Below are 13,592 nucleotides of genomic sequence, written 5' to 3'. Positions count from 1 at the left end.
CTCCCCCACAGGAGGCCCCCGCCTCCCGCGCATGCCGTCCGGGCTCTCCCGGAACCGGCTGAACAACCCACCCCGGCCCCTCGGGCGCTCCCCGCACCCAGGGTTCATCGATCGTCACCGTGTGTTCGAACGGCTGAAGCAAGGTCAATCTAGACCATCGGGGCCGATATGTAGAGGGGATGTGTGTGATTCGTGCGCAAGCTTTGAGACGGAACCGGTCCGCCGGTGACCGCCCGCGGACGCCGGACGTACCTGACCTGCTGATCACCGCGATCCGCCCGGAAAACCGGACGCGGCACCCGGACGGACTCGCCCGGGTGCGCGGGGGCACACCGGCCTCCCGGGTGGCGGACCGTGCCTGACCCGCCTTCCGGCGGGCCAGGGGAATCACGGCCGCCCGCGCCCGTGGTGCCCCGGCTGGCGGGAGGAGTGACGGTCGGTCAGCGGGTCCCCGGCCGTGCGGACGGCCGCGGCGATCCAGGCCATGGCCTCGGGCACGTCGTAGTTGCCGGCGTGCGGCTGGTTCCAGGCGAGCCGGTAGTCCAGGTTCTCGACCTGCTCGTCCGCGGCGAGTGCCCGGTCGAGGTTGACCGAGACGGTGAACGCGGTGTCCCGGTCACGGGTGCCGTGGCGGACGTACCAGTTCGGCGCGGTGTCGGCGCGGGTGCCGACGAAGTCCATCGGGTTGATCAGGTGGACCTGGTCGTCGACGGTGGTGCTCTTCCTGCTCGTGTACTGCCTCCAGGTCAGCCCGGTGTCGTCGGGGCCGCTGCCGTCACCGGCGACGTCGTTGTGGTTCCAGCCGTACTCGGTGTAGTTCATGTACTTCTGGGACGGCGGACCGAAGAGGTCGGTCTCGGTGCCGCTGGTGGTGTTCCCGTAGACGCCCACCGCGTCGAAGGCCGGGGTCGTCTTCAGCGTGGCCTGGGTGGCGACGAAGGCGAGGTACTTCGCCATGTCGACGGAGCGCACCGTGCGGGTGGCGGCGTCGACGTCGATCCAGTCGTTGACGTACGACGTGGTGGTGCCCCTCGACGTGATCTCGAAGGTGCCGCCCAGCGGCGGGATCGTGTGGGCGGGGTCCGCCTCCAGGTAGGTCTCCGCGGAGCGGACGACCTCCTCCTCGATGGTGTCGAGCAGGGTCGCGGCGGTGAGCCGGGAGCCGTCGGGGTTGCGCAGCCCGAGGCTCTTCTCGTACGCCGGGAACCGGGCCGCCATCTCGGCGGCTCCCTCGGGCGAGGGGTTCGAGCCGGTGGCGTCGCGGGTGGCGAGGACGCCGTACAGCCACTCGTAGGCGATGTCGGCGTTGCCGAGGTCGGTGATCGGGCAGTACGCGTTGACGGCGAAGACGTCGTCGCGCAGGGTGCTGCGGCCCTTCGCGTCGATGCCGGCGGCGCCGATCGCGGCGAGGTACGGGTCGTACTCGCCGCTGTTGCCGGAAGCCCCCAGGATCGACGCCAGCGCGCCACCGCCGCTGGTGCCGTTGACGACGATCCGCTCCGCGCTGCCGGGCATCGCGGTGTCGTTGAGGCGCAGGTAGCGCACGGCGGCCTTGGCGTCGACCACCGCCGCGGGGGCCTTGCCGGGGGACGATCCGTCGGCGCCGACCAGTCCGCGGCTGCGGTTGGCGACGTCGACGAAGACGTAGCCCGCCTTCAGCGCGGCACCGACGTTGCTCGTCGAACTGTCGTAGGAGGCGGCGTCGGTCACGCTCGCCCTGAGGTGACTGGCTTTCCAGCCGCTGTTGTTCACCGCGAAGTAGACCGGCGCCCGCTGGTCGCCGAAGGCGCTCTCGGGGACGAACACGTTCATGCTCTGGTAGCCGCAGGCGGTGTGGGTGATCGTGGTGGTGCCCCCGCCGGGGCCGGCGGGCTGCCGCGCCGCCGCGGCGACCGGGTTCGCCACGTAGCAGAGCTCCTTGTACCAGCGCACGTCCACCGGCCGGCCGTCGACGGTGACGGTGATCGTCGTGTAGGCGGTGGAGTCGAAGGCGAGCGCGGCGTCCTGGGGGTCCGCGACATGGCCGCGGACCCCCGAAGGGGCGGCCGTCGCGACGGAGGTGGGCACCGCGAGGGCCGTGAGCACGAGGCAGCCCGTGACCGCCATGCCTCTCAGGAGGCGTTCGCGGGTCGCGGGGCGTTCCGCCCGCACGCTCGTCGGGTGGGTGAGTGCGTCGTGTCCGTAGGGCGTGGTCAACCGCTGCATGGGTCTCCCCTCATCGAGCACCGAGTGCTTCGCCGATGCCTCGGGGTCAAGGCGTGACGCACGCTACAAGATTGTCAACAATATGCCCAGCAATCTCGCGGACATTTCCCGGGGTCCTCGGTTCACGGACGGCGGTGCGGACGAGGAAGGGCAGCGGGCTCCTCGCCGTCCGCCGGGGCCGGTGCTTCCGGTGTGAGGGCCGGGCGGGGCGGTGCGGGCGCGGGGAACGGCCCGGCGGAGCTCCGGCGCACGCCGCTCGGGACCGCCCGGGCGTCACGACGGGACGGGTTCCAGCTTGCAGCGGAAATGGCGGAGGAGCGGGGGCTGTTCGACCACGCGGTAGCCGGGGATCCGCTCCTTGGCCTTCACGGTCGCCGCCAGGACCTCGCCCACGTGGTTCAGATGGCCGAGGCCGTAGGTCCTGCGGGGAAGCGCCAGCCGGACCAGTTCGTAGGGTGCCGTGACGACCGGTTCGCCGTTCTCGTCCTCGCGGCCGAGGTAGAGCGAACCCAGTTCCACCGAGCGGATGCCGCCCTCGAGGTAGAGCTGACAGGCGAGCGCATGGCCGGGGAAGCGGTGCGCGGCGATGTGCGGGAGCAGACGGCCGGCGTTGAGGTAGAGGGCGTGCAGGCCGGGGGGTTCGACGATGCCGATGCCGGCGTCGCGGGTCAGGCGGGCGAGGTGGTGGGCGGCGTCGGCGCGGGACCGGAGGTAGGGGGGATCGGTGACCTCGGTCAGTCCTTGGGCGACCATGTCCAGGTCCCGGCCGGCCAGGCCGCCGTAGGTGGGAAAGCCCTCCGTGGCGATGAGCAGCAGCTCGCACCGCTCGGCGAGGGCGCGGTCGCGCAGGCCGAGGAAGCCGCCGATGTGGGCGATGCCGTCCTTCTTGGCGCTCATCAGACAGCCGTCCGCCAGCCGGAACGCCTGCTCGGCGACCTGGCGCGGACTCAGGTCGCGGAACGCCGGCTCGCGCTGGGTGACCAGCCACGCGTTCTCCGCGAAACGGGCGGCGTCGAGGAAGAGCGGAACCGAGTGTTTCCGGCAGAGGGCGGCGGCTCGGGCGAGGTTGTCCATCGACACCGGCTGGCCGGCCACGCCGTTGTTGGTCAGCGTCATGAGGACCAGGGCGATCCGGGAGGCGTCGGGGCCGTGCAGCGCTTCTTCCAGCCGGTGCAGGTCGATGTCGCCCTTGAACGGCTCGTCGCCGTCGAGATCCCCGGCCTGCGGGCAGGGGAGGTCCACCGCCTGGCAGCCGGCCAGTTCCACGTTGGCGCGCGTGGTGTCGAAGTGGGTGTTGCTGAGCGTGATCTGCCCCGGAGCGAGCAGGGCGGAGAAGAGGATGCGCTCCGCCGCCCGGCCCTGGTGGACCGGCAGGACACAGGGGTAAGAGGTCAGTTCCCTGACCACGTCCTGGAAGCGGTGGAAGGACCGCGACCCGGCGTAGGACTCGTCGCCGGCCGTGCCCGCGGCCCACTGCGCCGCTGACAGGGCACCCGTTCCCGAGTCGGTGAGCAGGTCGATCGTGACCTCGTCGGCGCGCAGCCCGAACAAGTTGTAGTGCACGCGCCGCAGGGCTCGCTCACGCTGTGCTCGCGTGGTCACCGGAATCGGTTCGACGACTTTGATCCTGTACGGTTCCACAACCCTCACCCTTCCTGGTGCGCGGTCCGCGCGGTACGAACTGTCATCCGGTGGTACGGAGCCGGCGTGTGACGCGCGGAGGGCGGACCCCGTAGGCCTCCGGTGAGAAGTAGACGTTCACGCGGGGCGGCTGCCAGGTGCTCCGCACGAGGGACACATAGGCGATCAGACCCACCCCGTCGGACGGGTGACGGGACGTCATCGCGGACCACGCGCGGTCGAGGACGGCGGCGTCCATGCCGTGGAGCCGGAGGACGGCCGCCGCACGGTTCCGGGCGACCCCGTCGTCCCGTGCGTAGTCGCGGACGGGCACGTGGACGGTGTAGCCACTGGGGTGCTCCCTGTCCCGCTCGGTGTAGGAGAGGCAGGACACCAGGGGCCGGCGGGTGAAGCGCCCGGGGTCGCCTCCCGCCACGCGGCAGAACTCGTCCACCCGCCCGGCACGGTCCCCCGGCAGCAGGCGGGACACAGCGCGCACGTCCGTGGCGGTGGCGTCGTGGTGGGCGACGTAGACCTTCACCCGTGGCGTGTGCCACCGGCCCAGATCCAGTGCGAAGAACAGGATCTCGTCCCTGTCGGGGCCGCGTGGCACGGCTCGTTCCCGCAGCGCACGCCATGCCCGGCCGAATCCGAACCGGCTCAGCGCCTCCTTTGCGACCTCGGTGGCCCGCTCCCGCCCGTGGGCCTGCGGATTGACGTACACCTTGATGCCGGGGGGCCGGCCCCGCCGCAGGTCCATCGCGCACCACAGTGCGAAGGGGCCGTGGGCCGCCGGCGGGAAGAAGAGATCCTCCACCCGGCGCACCGGTTCGGTCGAGAAGGCCCGGCGCGAGGCCAGTGCCTCCAGGGCACGCAGGCCCAGACGGCCGTTCTCCGCGAGCGTGGCCGCCGTGCAGCCGGGTTCGGCCAGAACCCGTACGACCGTCTCGCCTCCCGCGGTGAACGCGAGGGAGAACTCCACCGGGGAGTGGTCGTCGCAGACGAACGAGGGGGAGGGCGGGCCGGCGGCCAAAGGACGCCGGGCGGCGGGGCCGAGCAGGTCCAGCAGGTCGAGGAGCGGGGCCTCGACGGCACCGTCCGGAGCCGCGAATCCGGCCGCACGGCACACCCCGCGCAGTTGTCCCCCGACGAGCTCGCCCAGGGTCACGCCGGTGACGGCCGCCGCAGACGTCGTTCCCGCGGCAGGGGAGTTCGGTTGTCGGTGATCGCTCGGAACCATGTGCGGACTCCAGGACGGTGTGCCGTGAACGCCGGGCCCACCGTCCTCACCGAGGGCTTCGCGCCGGTCACCTCCCGGTCACGCGCTGGCTACAATGCGTACCGGGGTGGTCGCTCTTCGCGCTCTGGCCGTGACCGCCCGGGGCGAGTGACCGGGGGAGCGGTGGGTACGCGGTACGAGTTCAAGGTCCTGGGGCCCCTCGAAGTGCTGCGCGACGGGCGGCCGGTGCGCATCGACGCGGCCAAGATCCGGCTGCTGCTGGCGGCTCTGCTCGCCCAGGCCAACCACGTGGTCACCGTGGAAACGCTGGTGAACCGGCTGTGGGGCGAGCATCCGCCCGGCCGTGCGCGCAACACGCTGCAGAACTACGTCCTGCGCCTGCGTCGCGCGCTCGACTGTCCGCCGGGCGGTGCGCCCGTCCTCACCCGCCCTCACGGTTATCTGATCGAAGCCGCGCCGGACGATCTGGACCTGCACCGTTTCACCGCCCTGGTCCGCCAGGGCCGCACGGCCCTCGAAGAGGGCGCGGCGGTGCGCGCGGCCCCCCTGCTGCGCGAGGCCCTGGGGCTGTGGCGGGGGGATCCGCTGTCCGACCTGCCCGCGCACCTCCTCCAGGGCGTCGTACCGGCATTGTCCGAACAACGCCTGGACGCCTTGGAGTCGAGAATCGACGCGGACCTGGCCCTCGGCCGGGCCGCCGACGTACTCCCGGAACTCCGCGGTCTCGTCGAGGAGTACCCGCTGCGTGAGCGTTTCTGGGCCCAGCGGATGCTCGCGCTGTTCCAGTGCGGGCGGCAGGGCGAGGCACTGGAGAGCTACCGCACGGTCACCGCGCTGCTCGCCGACGAGCTGGGCGTCACGCCCGGGACCGGACTGAGGCAGGTCCACCGGCGGCTGCTGGCCGCCGCCCCGGATCTGGACGAGGCGCGGGGAACGAAGCCGGCTCCGCCGTCCCGGGACGGTGAACTACCCGCCGAGATGACGACGTTCATCGGCCGCGAGACCCAGGTGGCGGAGGTACGGCGCCTGTTGGGGACCGCCCGGGTCGTCACCCTCACCGGAGCGGGCGGTGTCGGCAAGACGAGGCTCGCGCTGCGGGTCGCCGCGGAGGTCGGGCCGTCCTTCGCCGACGGTGTCCGGCTCGCGGACCTCGCCCCGCTGAGCGACGCGGACCTCCTCGACCGGGCCGTCTCCGAGGCGCTCGGGCTGCGGGACCAGTCGGCGCGGCCCGCGGTGGACGCCGTCGTCGGCCATGTGCGCGACCGGTGCCTGTTGCTCGTCCTGGACAACTGCGAGCACCTGGTGGAGCACGTCGCCGCGCTCGTCCTGAGGCTGGCGCGTGCGGCACCCGGACTGCGCGTACTGGCCACCAGCCGGCAGCGTCTGGGAGTGCCCGGAGAGCATGTGCTGACGGTGCCGTCGCTCACCCTGCCCGGCGCGGACGGCCAAGCGGACGGCACGGCCCGCCCGGAGAACGTGACCGGAGCCGACGACCCGCTGCTCCGCTCCGAGGCCGTGAGACTGCTCGTGGACCGTGCCGCCGGCTCCGCCCCGGCTTTCCGGCTCACCGCCCGCAACCGTGAGGCGGTCGCCCAGCTGTGCCGGCGGCTCGACGGCATGCCGCTCGCCATCGAACTGGCGGCGGTACGGCTGAGCTCGATGACGGCCGAGGAGATGCTGGAGCGCCTCGACGACAGGTTCCGCCTGTTGTCCGTGCCGCATCCGCGTACGCCGGTCCGCTACGGCCACACCTTGCGTGGTGTCGTCGACTGGAGCTACGACCTGTGCACCGAAGGGGAGCGGCGGCTCTGGAACCGGCTGTCCGTGTTCTCGGGCGGCTTCGACCTGGAGGCGGCGGAGACGGTCTGCGCGGGCGAGGGCGTGGCGCGCGAGGACGTGCTCGACCTGCTGGCCGGGCTGGTGGACAAGTCGATCGTGGTGGTCAACAGCTCGGGTGACCGTGCCCGGTACACCTTGCTGGAGACCATCCGCCAGTACGGCCGGCAGCGGCTCCGGGAAGAAGGCCGTACGGCATGGCTGCGGGTCCGGCACAGTGACTTCTACCGGATGACGGCGGTACGGGCCGGCCGGGAATGGTGCGGGCCGCGGGAGGTCGACTGGCTGATCCGGTTGCGCACCGAACTACCCAACCTGCGGACCGCCCTGGCCTACTGCGCGACCCGACAGGAGCTGACCGGGGCCGGCGTCGAGATCGCCGTGAACCTGGCCCGTACCCGGTGCTGGTTCTTCAGCAGCACGCTGGGGGAGGGGCGGCACTGGCTGGAACGCCTGCCGGCCCCCGGCCCGGACGGGGCCCGGGCACCGGGGGTGCCGGACGCGCCGGGTACCGCGACCGCGGGGACACCGGAGCTTGTCGTCGGGGCGCTGGCGATGAAGGCGTGGATCGCGCTCTGCCAGGGCGACAACCCGGCGGCCGGGGCCTTCCTGGCCGAATGCCGTGCCGTGGCCCGAGAGCTGCCGGACGGCCCGTCGGCGGCGCCGGTGACGTACATCGAGGGAGCGCACGCCATGCTCGTACGGGGCGACCCGGCCGGCATCGCGCTGCTGGCCGAGGCGCGAAACGGGTTCCGTGCCGCCGGACAGGCGGGTGACGCCCACATGGCGACGATGCTGTGGGCCATGGCGGAGGCGTTCTTCGGTGACCGTTCCTCGGCCTGCGCGGCTCGTGACGTGTACGTCGCCGAGGCGGAGGCGAGCGCGGCCGAATGGGCCCGCACCTGGGCCCGGTGGTGCACGGGGCTCGTGGAGCTGCGGCACGGCGAAGCGGAGGCCGCCCTGGCCCCCTTGTGTGAGGCGCTGGCGCGGCAGAGGGCCATCGGGGACAGCTGGGGACCGGTGTGGGGCCTGGAGACACTCGCCTGGGCGGTGGCGGCCACCGGCGACTGCGCCAGGGCGGCACGGCTCCTGGGCGCCGCCCACCGCCTGCGGCAGGACACGGGCGTGGCGCTGATCGGTCTGCGCCCCTTCCACGAGGCGCACCTCACCGCCGTAGGCCGGGTGCGCGCGTCCCTGGACGCCGACGCTTACCGGACGGCATGGTCCCGGGGCGCGTCCGCCGAGGACGGTCTGCGACTCGCACTGGACGAGAGGGCGTTCCGCGGGTGACGCGGGCGGTCGTCCCGCGGGGGCCTGCCTTCCCGTCCCGCTTGCGGCTGGCACCCGACGCCGGCTCCCGGTGGACGGGACGCCGTCCCGGGCGCCGGGAATCCGCTGTCGCCGACGACCGGAGCCGTCAGGGTGCGACGCGGCGGACCGGCCACAGCCGGCGGCGGTGGAGAACCCGGTCTCCGGGACGGTCTGGCGTGACGGCTCTCCCGGTCCGGGCGGACGGCCGGCCCGTCCGGTGCTGCCCCGAGGACTTCCGGACGCGGGGGCGTCCGGCTCCCGCTCGGCGTCGTGGAGCACGTCCGTTCGCTCGGCCCCGGCGAAACCGCGCCCCTCGTGGAAGCGCTGCGTCGATCCGTCGGCCTGGAACGCCCGCAGCGTCCGCCGTCCGCCGTCCGCCGTCCGCGGTCACGGGGCGGAGCCCCGCACCCGCCGCGGATCAGCCGGACAGCACGCCGAGGAGCGCGGCGCCCACGGCGGCGAACAGCACGGTGACCACCGGGGCCGACCCGCGCAGGCGCCCCCGTGCCACCTGCGCGAGGGCCGTCGCGGCGAGCGTGGGCCACAGAACGCCCAGCGCGGCCTGGCCCACGGTGAAACGCTGCGCGATCAGGGCCCCGACGGCGTACCCGGCGGCCGCCGCCACCACGGCCACGGTGAAGTCGGGGCCGTAGGGGTTCCAGGGGGCGGGGGAGCCGGCCGGGTCCGCGGACCGGCGCCTGATCCGGACGGACCGGACGATCGCGGTGATCACCGCCACGGCGGCGACCGCGGTCCACAGGACGGTGGGAACGACGAGGAGGGGACTGGGGGAGCTCATGGGAAAACCTTCCCGTACGCCCGCTCCGGCCGGGAGCCTCCCGGCCGGAGCGGGCCGTCGTACGGATGGGGCGGGGGACCGCCGGCCGCTCAGGACCGGCGGTCCCGGGCGGTCACAGCTTCGTCTTGATGCACTTGTCGTAGACGGAGTCCAGGCCGAGGATCGCGGAACCCGTCATGATCATCCTGGTGGCCAGGCGCTGCGTGCGCAGGTAGCGGGTACGGGCGCTCATCACCCGCGAGATCGCGGCACGGACGCCACCCCACCGGCGGATGACCTGCCGGATCCGGCGTACCTTCGCCGCGGCGAAGCAGGCGGTGCTCAGGACCCACAGGACCGCGCCGACACAGATGGTGATGCGGTGTGCGCGTCCCCGGGAGAACCAGCCCTTGCCGTCGAGGTCGTACATCGTGACCGGGTCCGGCGGGTAATCGTACGCGTTGGCGCCGCGGCAACACCCGCGCCTTCATGGGCTCGCCCCAGCGCGTCGTCGATCCGCGTGACATCGCGGTCGGGACGCGATGATTCCGCCGTGACGCAGGGATGACGTCATTCCTGAGCGACCGTCAGTCAGGGCCGTGCGGTGCCCTGTCGTCGGCGTTCGCCGGGGACCGGCACGATGAACGGCCCCGTCTTGCCGGAGCCCGAGCCCGCACTGGTCGTCTGCGCGGCAACCGGGAGACTTCACGACGCCTCCCGGCAGACGTGCGTTCCTGTGCGCCGCACTCCTGAGGAGCGGATGGTCCCTTGTGGTGCACAGCGAACCGTGGATCCCGTTCGGGCCGTGGGGACGGGGCGGCGCGCCAGGGGCCCGCGGATGCTGCCGACCGTGACCGGTGGGACTTGCGCACCCCGCGCGACGGGCCATGGCCGATTGGCGCCCTTTCCGGTCCTTGCCGGGGGTTTCACCCTGGAGGAAAGCACCGCGCACGGGCAGCGCCGAGGGGGAACGCCATGTCCGTACCGCCGTACGTCCCCGTCCTTCCGGCCAAACCGCACGCGGCCGCCGCCTATCGGGGCCTGCCCGGAGCCCTGCAACGCGGTGTCGTCCCGCTCTGGACGCTGTCCCCCCACCCCGGCATGCCGTCCGGACCGCTGGCGGGGCGGATCGCGAAGGAGGCCGGGGAGGCCGCTCGTGCGCAGCTCCGCACACCGGCCTGGCTGGACGCCCCCTTCGTGGACGACACCGAGGCCGCCGTACTGGCCGACACCTTGAGCCCGCGGTGGTGGGAGGACCGCTTCCTTCGGCCGGTCACCGGACCCGGGCGTCCTGACGCGCAGCAGTCGCTCGCCCTCACCGTGGCCCGACGGCAGGACCTCCCCCTGGCCCTCCGGGTCCGGCTGCTCGGCGGCTGGAACGAGAGCACGGTGTCGTGGGCCGACGAGGTCACCGCGCTGCTCGGCCACCTGCCCGCCGGTCACCCCGCCGACCTCCTCCTCGACCTCGGCACGGTCCTGCCGGACCGCCCCGACGCCGGGAAGGAGGCCGTGCGCACCCTGGACGTGTTGCTCCCTCTCGCTTCCTGGGGCACGGTGACCGTGGTGGCCGGGGGCTTTCCCGATCCGCCGGACGACTTCCGGGAGGGCGCGCGGTACGAGGCGCCGCGCACGGACCGGGACACCTGGCACGAGATCCGGCACGCCGACCGTCCCTACGTCTCCCGGCTCGGCTACGGCGACTACGGCATCCACCCCGCGACGTACGTCACCCGGCCGTCGGTGTCGGGCGGCGGCGGCCCGCCGTGGGGCGTCCTCCGTTACACGACCGCCCGCTCCTACCACCTCGTCAAGGTGCCCCACGGCAGGCAGTACGACGACGCGAACCGGGAGGCCGCCAGGAGCCTCACCGGCCTCACGGACTTCCGGGGAGCGGCGGCGAGTGCGGGGGAGGCGTGGCTGTGCGACCGGGCCCGGGGTGTCGGGACCCCGGGCAACCACTCCACCTGGAACAGGGCCGGGAACATCCAGCACATGGCGTTCGTGGCTCGGAGCCTCGGTCGTTGAGAGGGGACTTGCCCGCACCACCGTTCCGCGGAGGCTGTTCCGCGGCGGCGCGGTGGAAGCCGGCCGAAGCCATGCCGAGCCACGTGTGGGGGCCGAGGGCGGCGTGTCGGGGAGTCCTTTCGGGCGGTCCGGTTCACAGGTAGGGCTTGGTGATCATTTCGATGGCGTGGCCGGCGGGGTCGTTGAAATAGACGCCGCGACCGCCGTGCTCGGTGTTGGTCTCACCGGGCCGTGTCATCCGCGGGTCGGCCCAGTGCTCGGTGCCGGCTGCCCGGAGGCGGGCGTAGGCCCGGTCGAACAGGTCGTCGTCGACCAGGAACGCGTAGTGGTGCGTCTGGATCCGGTCGACCCCGGGCAGTTCGGCGAACTGCAGCAACACGCCCTCGTCGAGTTGGACGTTGGTGAACGGACCCCATGACGGCGCCTCGGGGAGTTCGAACAGTTCGCGGAAGAACCGGGCCGACTCCTCGCGGTCGTCGGCGGGGACGATCGTGTGGTTGAACGTCACGGGCAAGGTGAACTCCTCTGTCGGGAAAGCGGGTTCGGGGTGATGCGGGCGAGGGCGCCGGTCTCCAGTGCCGTCCACACGGCTCCGTCGGGGCCGAGGGTGATGCCGTGCGGCTCCGAGCCGGGTGTGGGCAGGTCGTGCACCTCGATCACGCCCTCGGTGGTGAGGGAGCCGACGCGGTTGCCGCCCCACTCCGTGAACCACAGGGCGCCGTCGGCGCCTGTCGTGATGGCGTGCGGCCGGCCGGCGCGGTCGGGCAGCGGGAACTCGGTGATCTCGCCCCCGGTGGTGACGCGGCCGATGTGGCCGGCGGCGATGGCGACGTACCAGAGGGCACCGTCGGGGCCGAGGGTGATGCCGACCGGTGCGGAGGCCGCGGTGGGCAGCGGGTGGACGGTGACCGTGCCGTCGGTGCCGATCCGGCCGATCGCGTCGGCCTGGTTCAGGGTGAACCACATTCCGCCGTCCGGTCCCGCGGTGATCGCGGACGGGAACGCGCCGGTGACCGGGAGCGGGAACTCGGTGACCTCACCGCCGGTGGTGACGCGGCCGATGCGGTCGGCGGCGGTCTCGGTGAACCACAGCGCCCCGTCGGGCCCCGCCACGATGCCGAACGGCCCGCACTCCGCGGTGGGCAGCGGGAACTCCGTGACGGCGCCGTCGGTGGTGATCCGGCCGATGCGGTGGGCCCGGTACTCGGTGAACCACAGGGCGCCGTCCGGCCCGGTGGTGATGACCGTCGGCCCGCAGTCCGGGTCGAGCCGGTGGCTCTCCGGTCCGGCGCCGGGCACGAGCCGGCCGATCCGGCCGCTGTGGACCAGCGTGTACCACAGCGCGCCGTCCGGGCCGGTGGTGACCGCGTACGGTCCGCCGCCGCCGGACACCGGGTGTTCCTCGATCGACACGGGTGTCATGCGGTCTCCGGTCCGTGGTCGGCGGCGATGCGGGCGATGTCGGCCGGGGTGCCGGCCATGATGGTGCGGGCGTGTTCGGTGACCAGCTCCGCCGGCCAGTCCCACCAGGCGGCCCGCAGGAGCCGGTCGACGTCGGCGTCGTCGAACCGCCGCCGGATCGGGCGGGCCGGGTTGCCGCCGACGATCGTGTACGGCGGTACGTCCGCGGTGACGACGGCGCCGGCGGCGATGACGGCGCCGTCGCCGATGCGGACACCGGGCAGGACGGTGGACCGGTGTCCGAACCAGACGTCGTTGCCGACCACGGTGTCGCCCCGGCTGGGCATGCCGGTGACGATGTCGAGGGTCCGCTCGGCCCACTCGCCGCCGAACATGGTGAACGGGAAGGTGGACACCCCCATCGTCGGGTGGTCGGCGCCGGCCATCAGGAACCGGGTGCCCGTGGCGATGGCGCAGTACTTGCCGATGATCAGCCGTTCCGGGCCGTAGGCGTAGAGCACGTTGCGGTGCTCGAAGCCGGTGGCGCCGTCCGGGTCGTCGTAGTAGGTGTACTCGCCCACGACGATCTTCGGTGAGTCGACCAGCGGTTTGAGGAACACCACCCGCTCATGTGCCGGCAGCGGGTGGAGGGTCATCGGGTCAGGTGTCAACGTCCGGCTCCTGGTGAGGTGGTGACTGCGGGGACGGGGTCGAGGAAGCCGTGGACGCGGCGCAGCCGGGACCGCTCGGTGACCATGACGGCGAGTCCGACGATCACCGCGGGGCCGCCGTCCGGCGCCAGTTCCCAGGCGAGGCGTGCCACGTCGTGGTGGCCGTCGGCCTTCCCGGCCGGCCGGTACACCAGGCCGGGGAACTGCCGCTGGGCCGTGGCCATCACCTCCTCGATGGCGTCGCGGCCCTCGGCCGCCACGATCGGATCGACGTAGCCGGCGTCATCGGTCCACAGCTCGTCGACGAGCGCCCGGCGCCTGACCGGGTCGCGCTCGTTCCAGCTTGCCAGGTACCGCCTGGCCAGCTCGTCGAAGCCGGACATGGCCGATCTCCCTCCGCCGCCGTGTTCTGTCCCACCACGCTAGGGCCGGGGTCCGGGAGCGGAATCCGTCACGCCCCGGCAATCCGGTCCGGGACATCCGGCCGGCTTAAGTACGCTCGCCA

General features: G+C 72.9%; 11 protein-coding genes. 2 read left to right on the top strand and 9 right to left on the bottom strand.

The window, feature by feature from the left end:
* Positions 1 to 387 precede the first annotated feature (387 nt).
* The 3 genes from ACF1DX_RS11465 to ACF1DX_RS11455 all read right to left on the bottom strand — a co-directional run bounded on the left by ACF1DX_RS11465 (position 388) and on the right by ACF1DX_RS11455 (position 4,993).
* Positions 388 to 2,205, bottom strand: coding sequence for a subtype B tannase (locus tag ACF1DX_RS11465; RefSeq protein WP_391790963.1), 1,818 nt, complete (start codon positions 2,203 to 2,205; stop codon positions 388 to 390).
* 273 nt (positions 2,206 to 2,478) lie between these two features.
* Entirely contained in the window at positions 2,479 to 3,807 is a 1,329-nt protein-coding gene (locus ACF1DX_RS11460) for a tryptophanase (protein ID WP_391790962.1), read from the bottom strand.
* Positions 3,808 to 3,889: 82 nt separating this feature from the next.
* The gene (locus tag ACF1DX_RS11455) at positions 3,890 to 4,993 is read right to left on the bottom strand and encodes a tryptophan dimethylallyltransferase family protein (RefSeq protein WP_391790961.1); all 1,104 of its coding nucleotides are present in this window, start codon (positions 4,991 to 4,993) and stop codon (positions 3,890 to 3,892) included.
* A gap of 234 nt (positions 4,994 to 5,227) precedes the next feature.
* Here ACF1DX_RS11455 and ACF1DX_RS11450 point away from each other — a divergent pair, with 234 nt between their 5' ends.
* Positions 5,228 to 8,191 carry a BTAD domain-containing putative transcriptional regulator gene (locus ACF1DX_RS11450; protein WP_391790960.1) on the top strand — a complete coding sequence of 988 codons (2,964 nt, stop codon included), beginning with the start codon at positions 5,228 to 5,230 and terminating at the stop codon, positions 8,189 to 8,191.
* Between the two features lie 439 nt (positions 8,192 to 8,630).
* Here the strand turns inward: ACF1DX_RS11450 and ACF1DX_RS11445 are convergent, their stop codons facing one another.
* Together ACF1DX_RS11445 and ACF1DX_RS11440 are read right to left on the bottom strand one after the other, a co-directional pair.
* Positions 8,631 to 9,011, bottom strand: coding sequence for a hypothetical protein (locus tag ACF1DX_RS11445; protein WP_391790959.1), 381 nt, complete (start codon positions 9,009 to 9,011; stop codon positions 8,631 to 8,633).
* 112 nt (positions 9,012 to 9,123) lie between these two features.
* Complete coding sequence (locus ACF1DX_RS11440) at positions 9,124 to 9,420, bottom strand: hypothetical protein (RefSeq protein ID WP_391790958.1); 297 nt, start codon at positions 9,418 to 9,420, stop codon at positions 9,124 to 9,126.
* 545 nt (positions 9,421 to 9,965) lie between these two features.
* Between ACF1DX_RS11440 and ACF1DX_RS11435 the strand changes: the two genes are divergently transcribed.
* On the top strand, positions 9,966 to 11,015 hold the full coding sequence (locus tag ACF1DX_RS11435; protein ID WP_391790957.1) for a hypothetical protein: 1,050 nt from the start codon (positions 9,966 to 9,968) through the stop codon (positions 11,013 to 11,015).
* Positions 11,016 to 11,148: 133 nt separating this feature from the next.
* On the opposite strand, the gene ACF1DX_RS11430 is transcribed toward ACF1DX_RS11435, so the two are convergent.
* The 4 genes from ACF1DX_RS11430 to ACF1DX_RS11415 are packed head-to-tail and all read right to left on the bottom strand — an operon-like array spanning position 11,149 to position 13,470.
* Positions 11,149 to 11,529, bottom strand: a complete 381-nt coding sequence (locus tag ACF1DX_RS11430) for a VOC family protein (RefSeq protein WP_391790956.1) — start codon at positions 11,527 to 11,529, stop codon at positions 11,149 to 11,151.
* Positions 11,520 to 12,437, bottom strand: a complete 918-nt coding sequence (locus ACF1DX_RS11425) for a virginiamycin B lyase (RefSeq protein ID WP_391790955.1) — start codon at positions 12,435 to 12,437, stop codon at positions 11,520 to 11,522. The genes ACF1DX_RS11430 and ACF1DX_RS11425 overlap by 10 nt, the downstream gene beginning before the upstream one ends.
* A complete protein-coding gene (locus tag ACF1DX_RS11420; RefSeq protein WP_391791192.1) occupies positions 12,434 to 13,072 on the bottom strand; it encodes a CatB-related O-acetyltransferase in 639 nt (212 codons plus the stop codon). The genes ACF1DX_RS11425 and ACF1DX_RS11420 overlap by 4 nt, the downstream gene beginning before the upstream one ends.
* Positions 13,073 to 13,083: 11 nt before the next feature.
* Entirely contained in the window at positions 13,084 to 13,470 is a 387-nt protein-coding gene (locus ACF1DX_RS11415; RefSeq protein WP_391790954.1) for a nuclear transport factor 2 family protein, read from the bottom strand.
* Between the last annotated feature and the right edge of the window lie 122 nt (positions 13,471 to 13,592).

This window comes from Streptomyces sp. NPDC014676, from assembly GCF_043084105.1.
In the GTDB taxonomy this organism is placed as follows: domain Bacteria; phylum Actinomycetota; class Actinomycetes; order Streptomycetales; family Streptomycetaceae; genus Streptomyces.
This window is presented reverse-complemented; position numbering and strand designations above follow the sequence as displayed.

Coding starts and splice junctions, on each gene's coding strand:
- ACF1DX_RS11465 (WP_391790963.1), bottom strand. CDS start 2,205: ATGCAGCGGTTGACCACGCCCTACGGACACGACGCACTCACCCACCCG.
- ACF1DX_RS11445 (WP_391790959.1), bottom strand. CDS start 9,011: ATGAGCTCCCCCAGTCCCCTCCTCGTCGTTCCCACCGTCCTGTGGACC.
- ACF1DX_RS11440 (WP_391790958.1), bottom strand. CDS start 9,420: ATGTACGACCTCGACGGCAAGGGCTGGTTCTCCCGGGGACGCGCACAC.
- ACF1DX_RS11435 (WP_391790957.1), top strand. CDS start 9,966: ATGTCCGTACCGCCGTACGTCCCCGTCCTTCCGGCCAAACCGCACGCG.
- ACF1DX_RS11425 (WP_391790955.1), bottom strand. CDS start 12,437: ATGACACCCGTGTCGATCGAGGAACACCCGGTGTCCGGCGGCGGCGGA.
- ACF1DX_RS11420 (WP_391791192.1), bottom strand. CDS start 13,072: ATGACCCTCCACCCGCTGCCGGCACATGAGCGGGTGGTGTTCCTCAAA.
- ACF1DX_RS11415 (WP_391790954.1), bottom strand. CDS start 13,470: ATGTCCGGCTTCGACGAGCTGGCCAGGCGGTACCTGGCAAGCTGGAAC.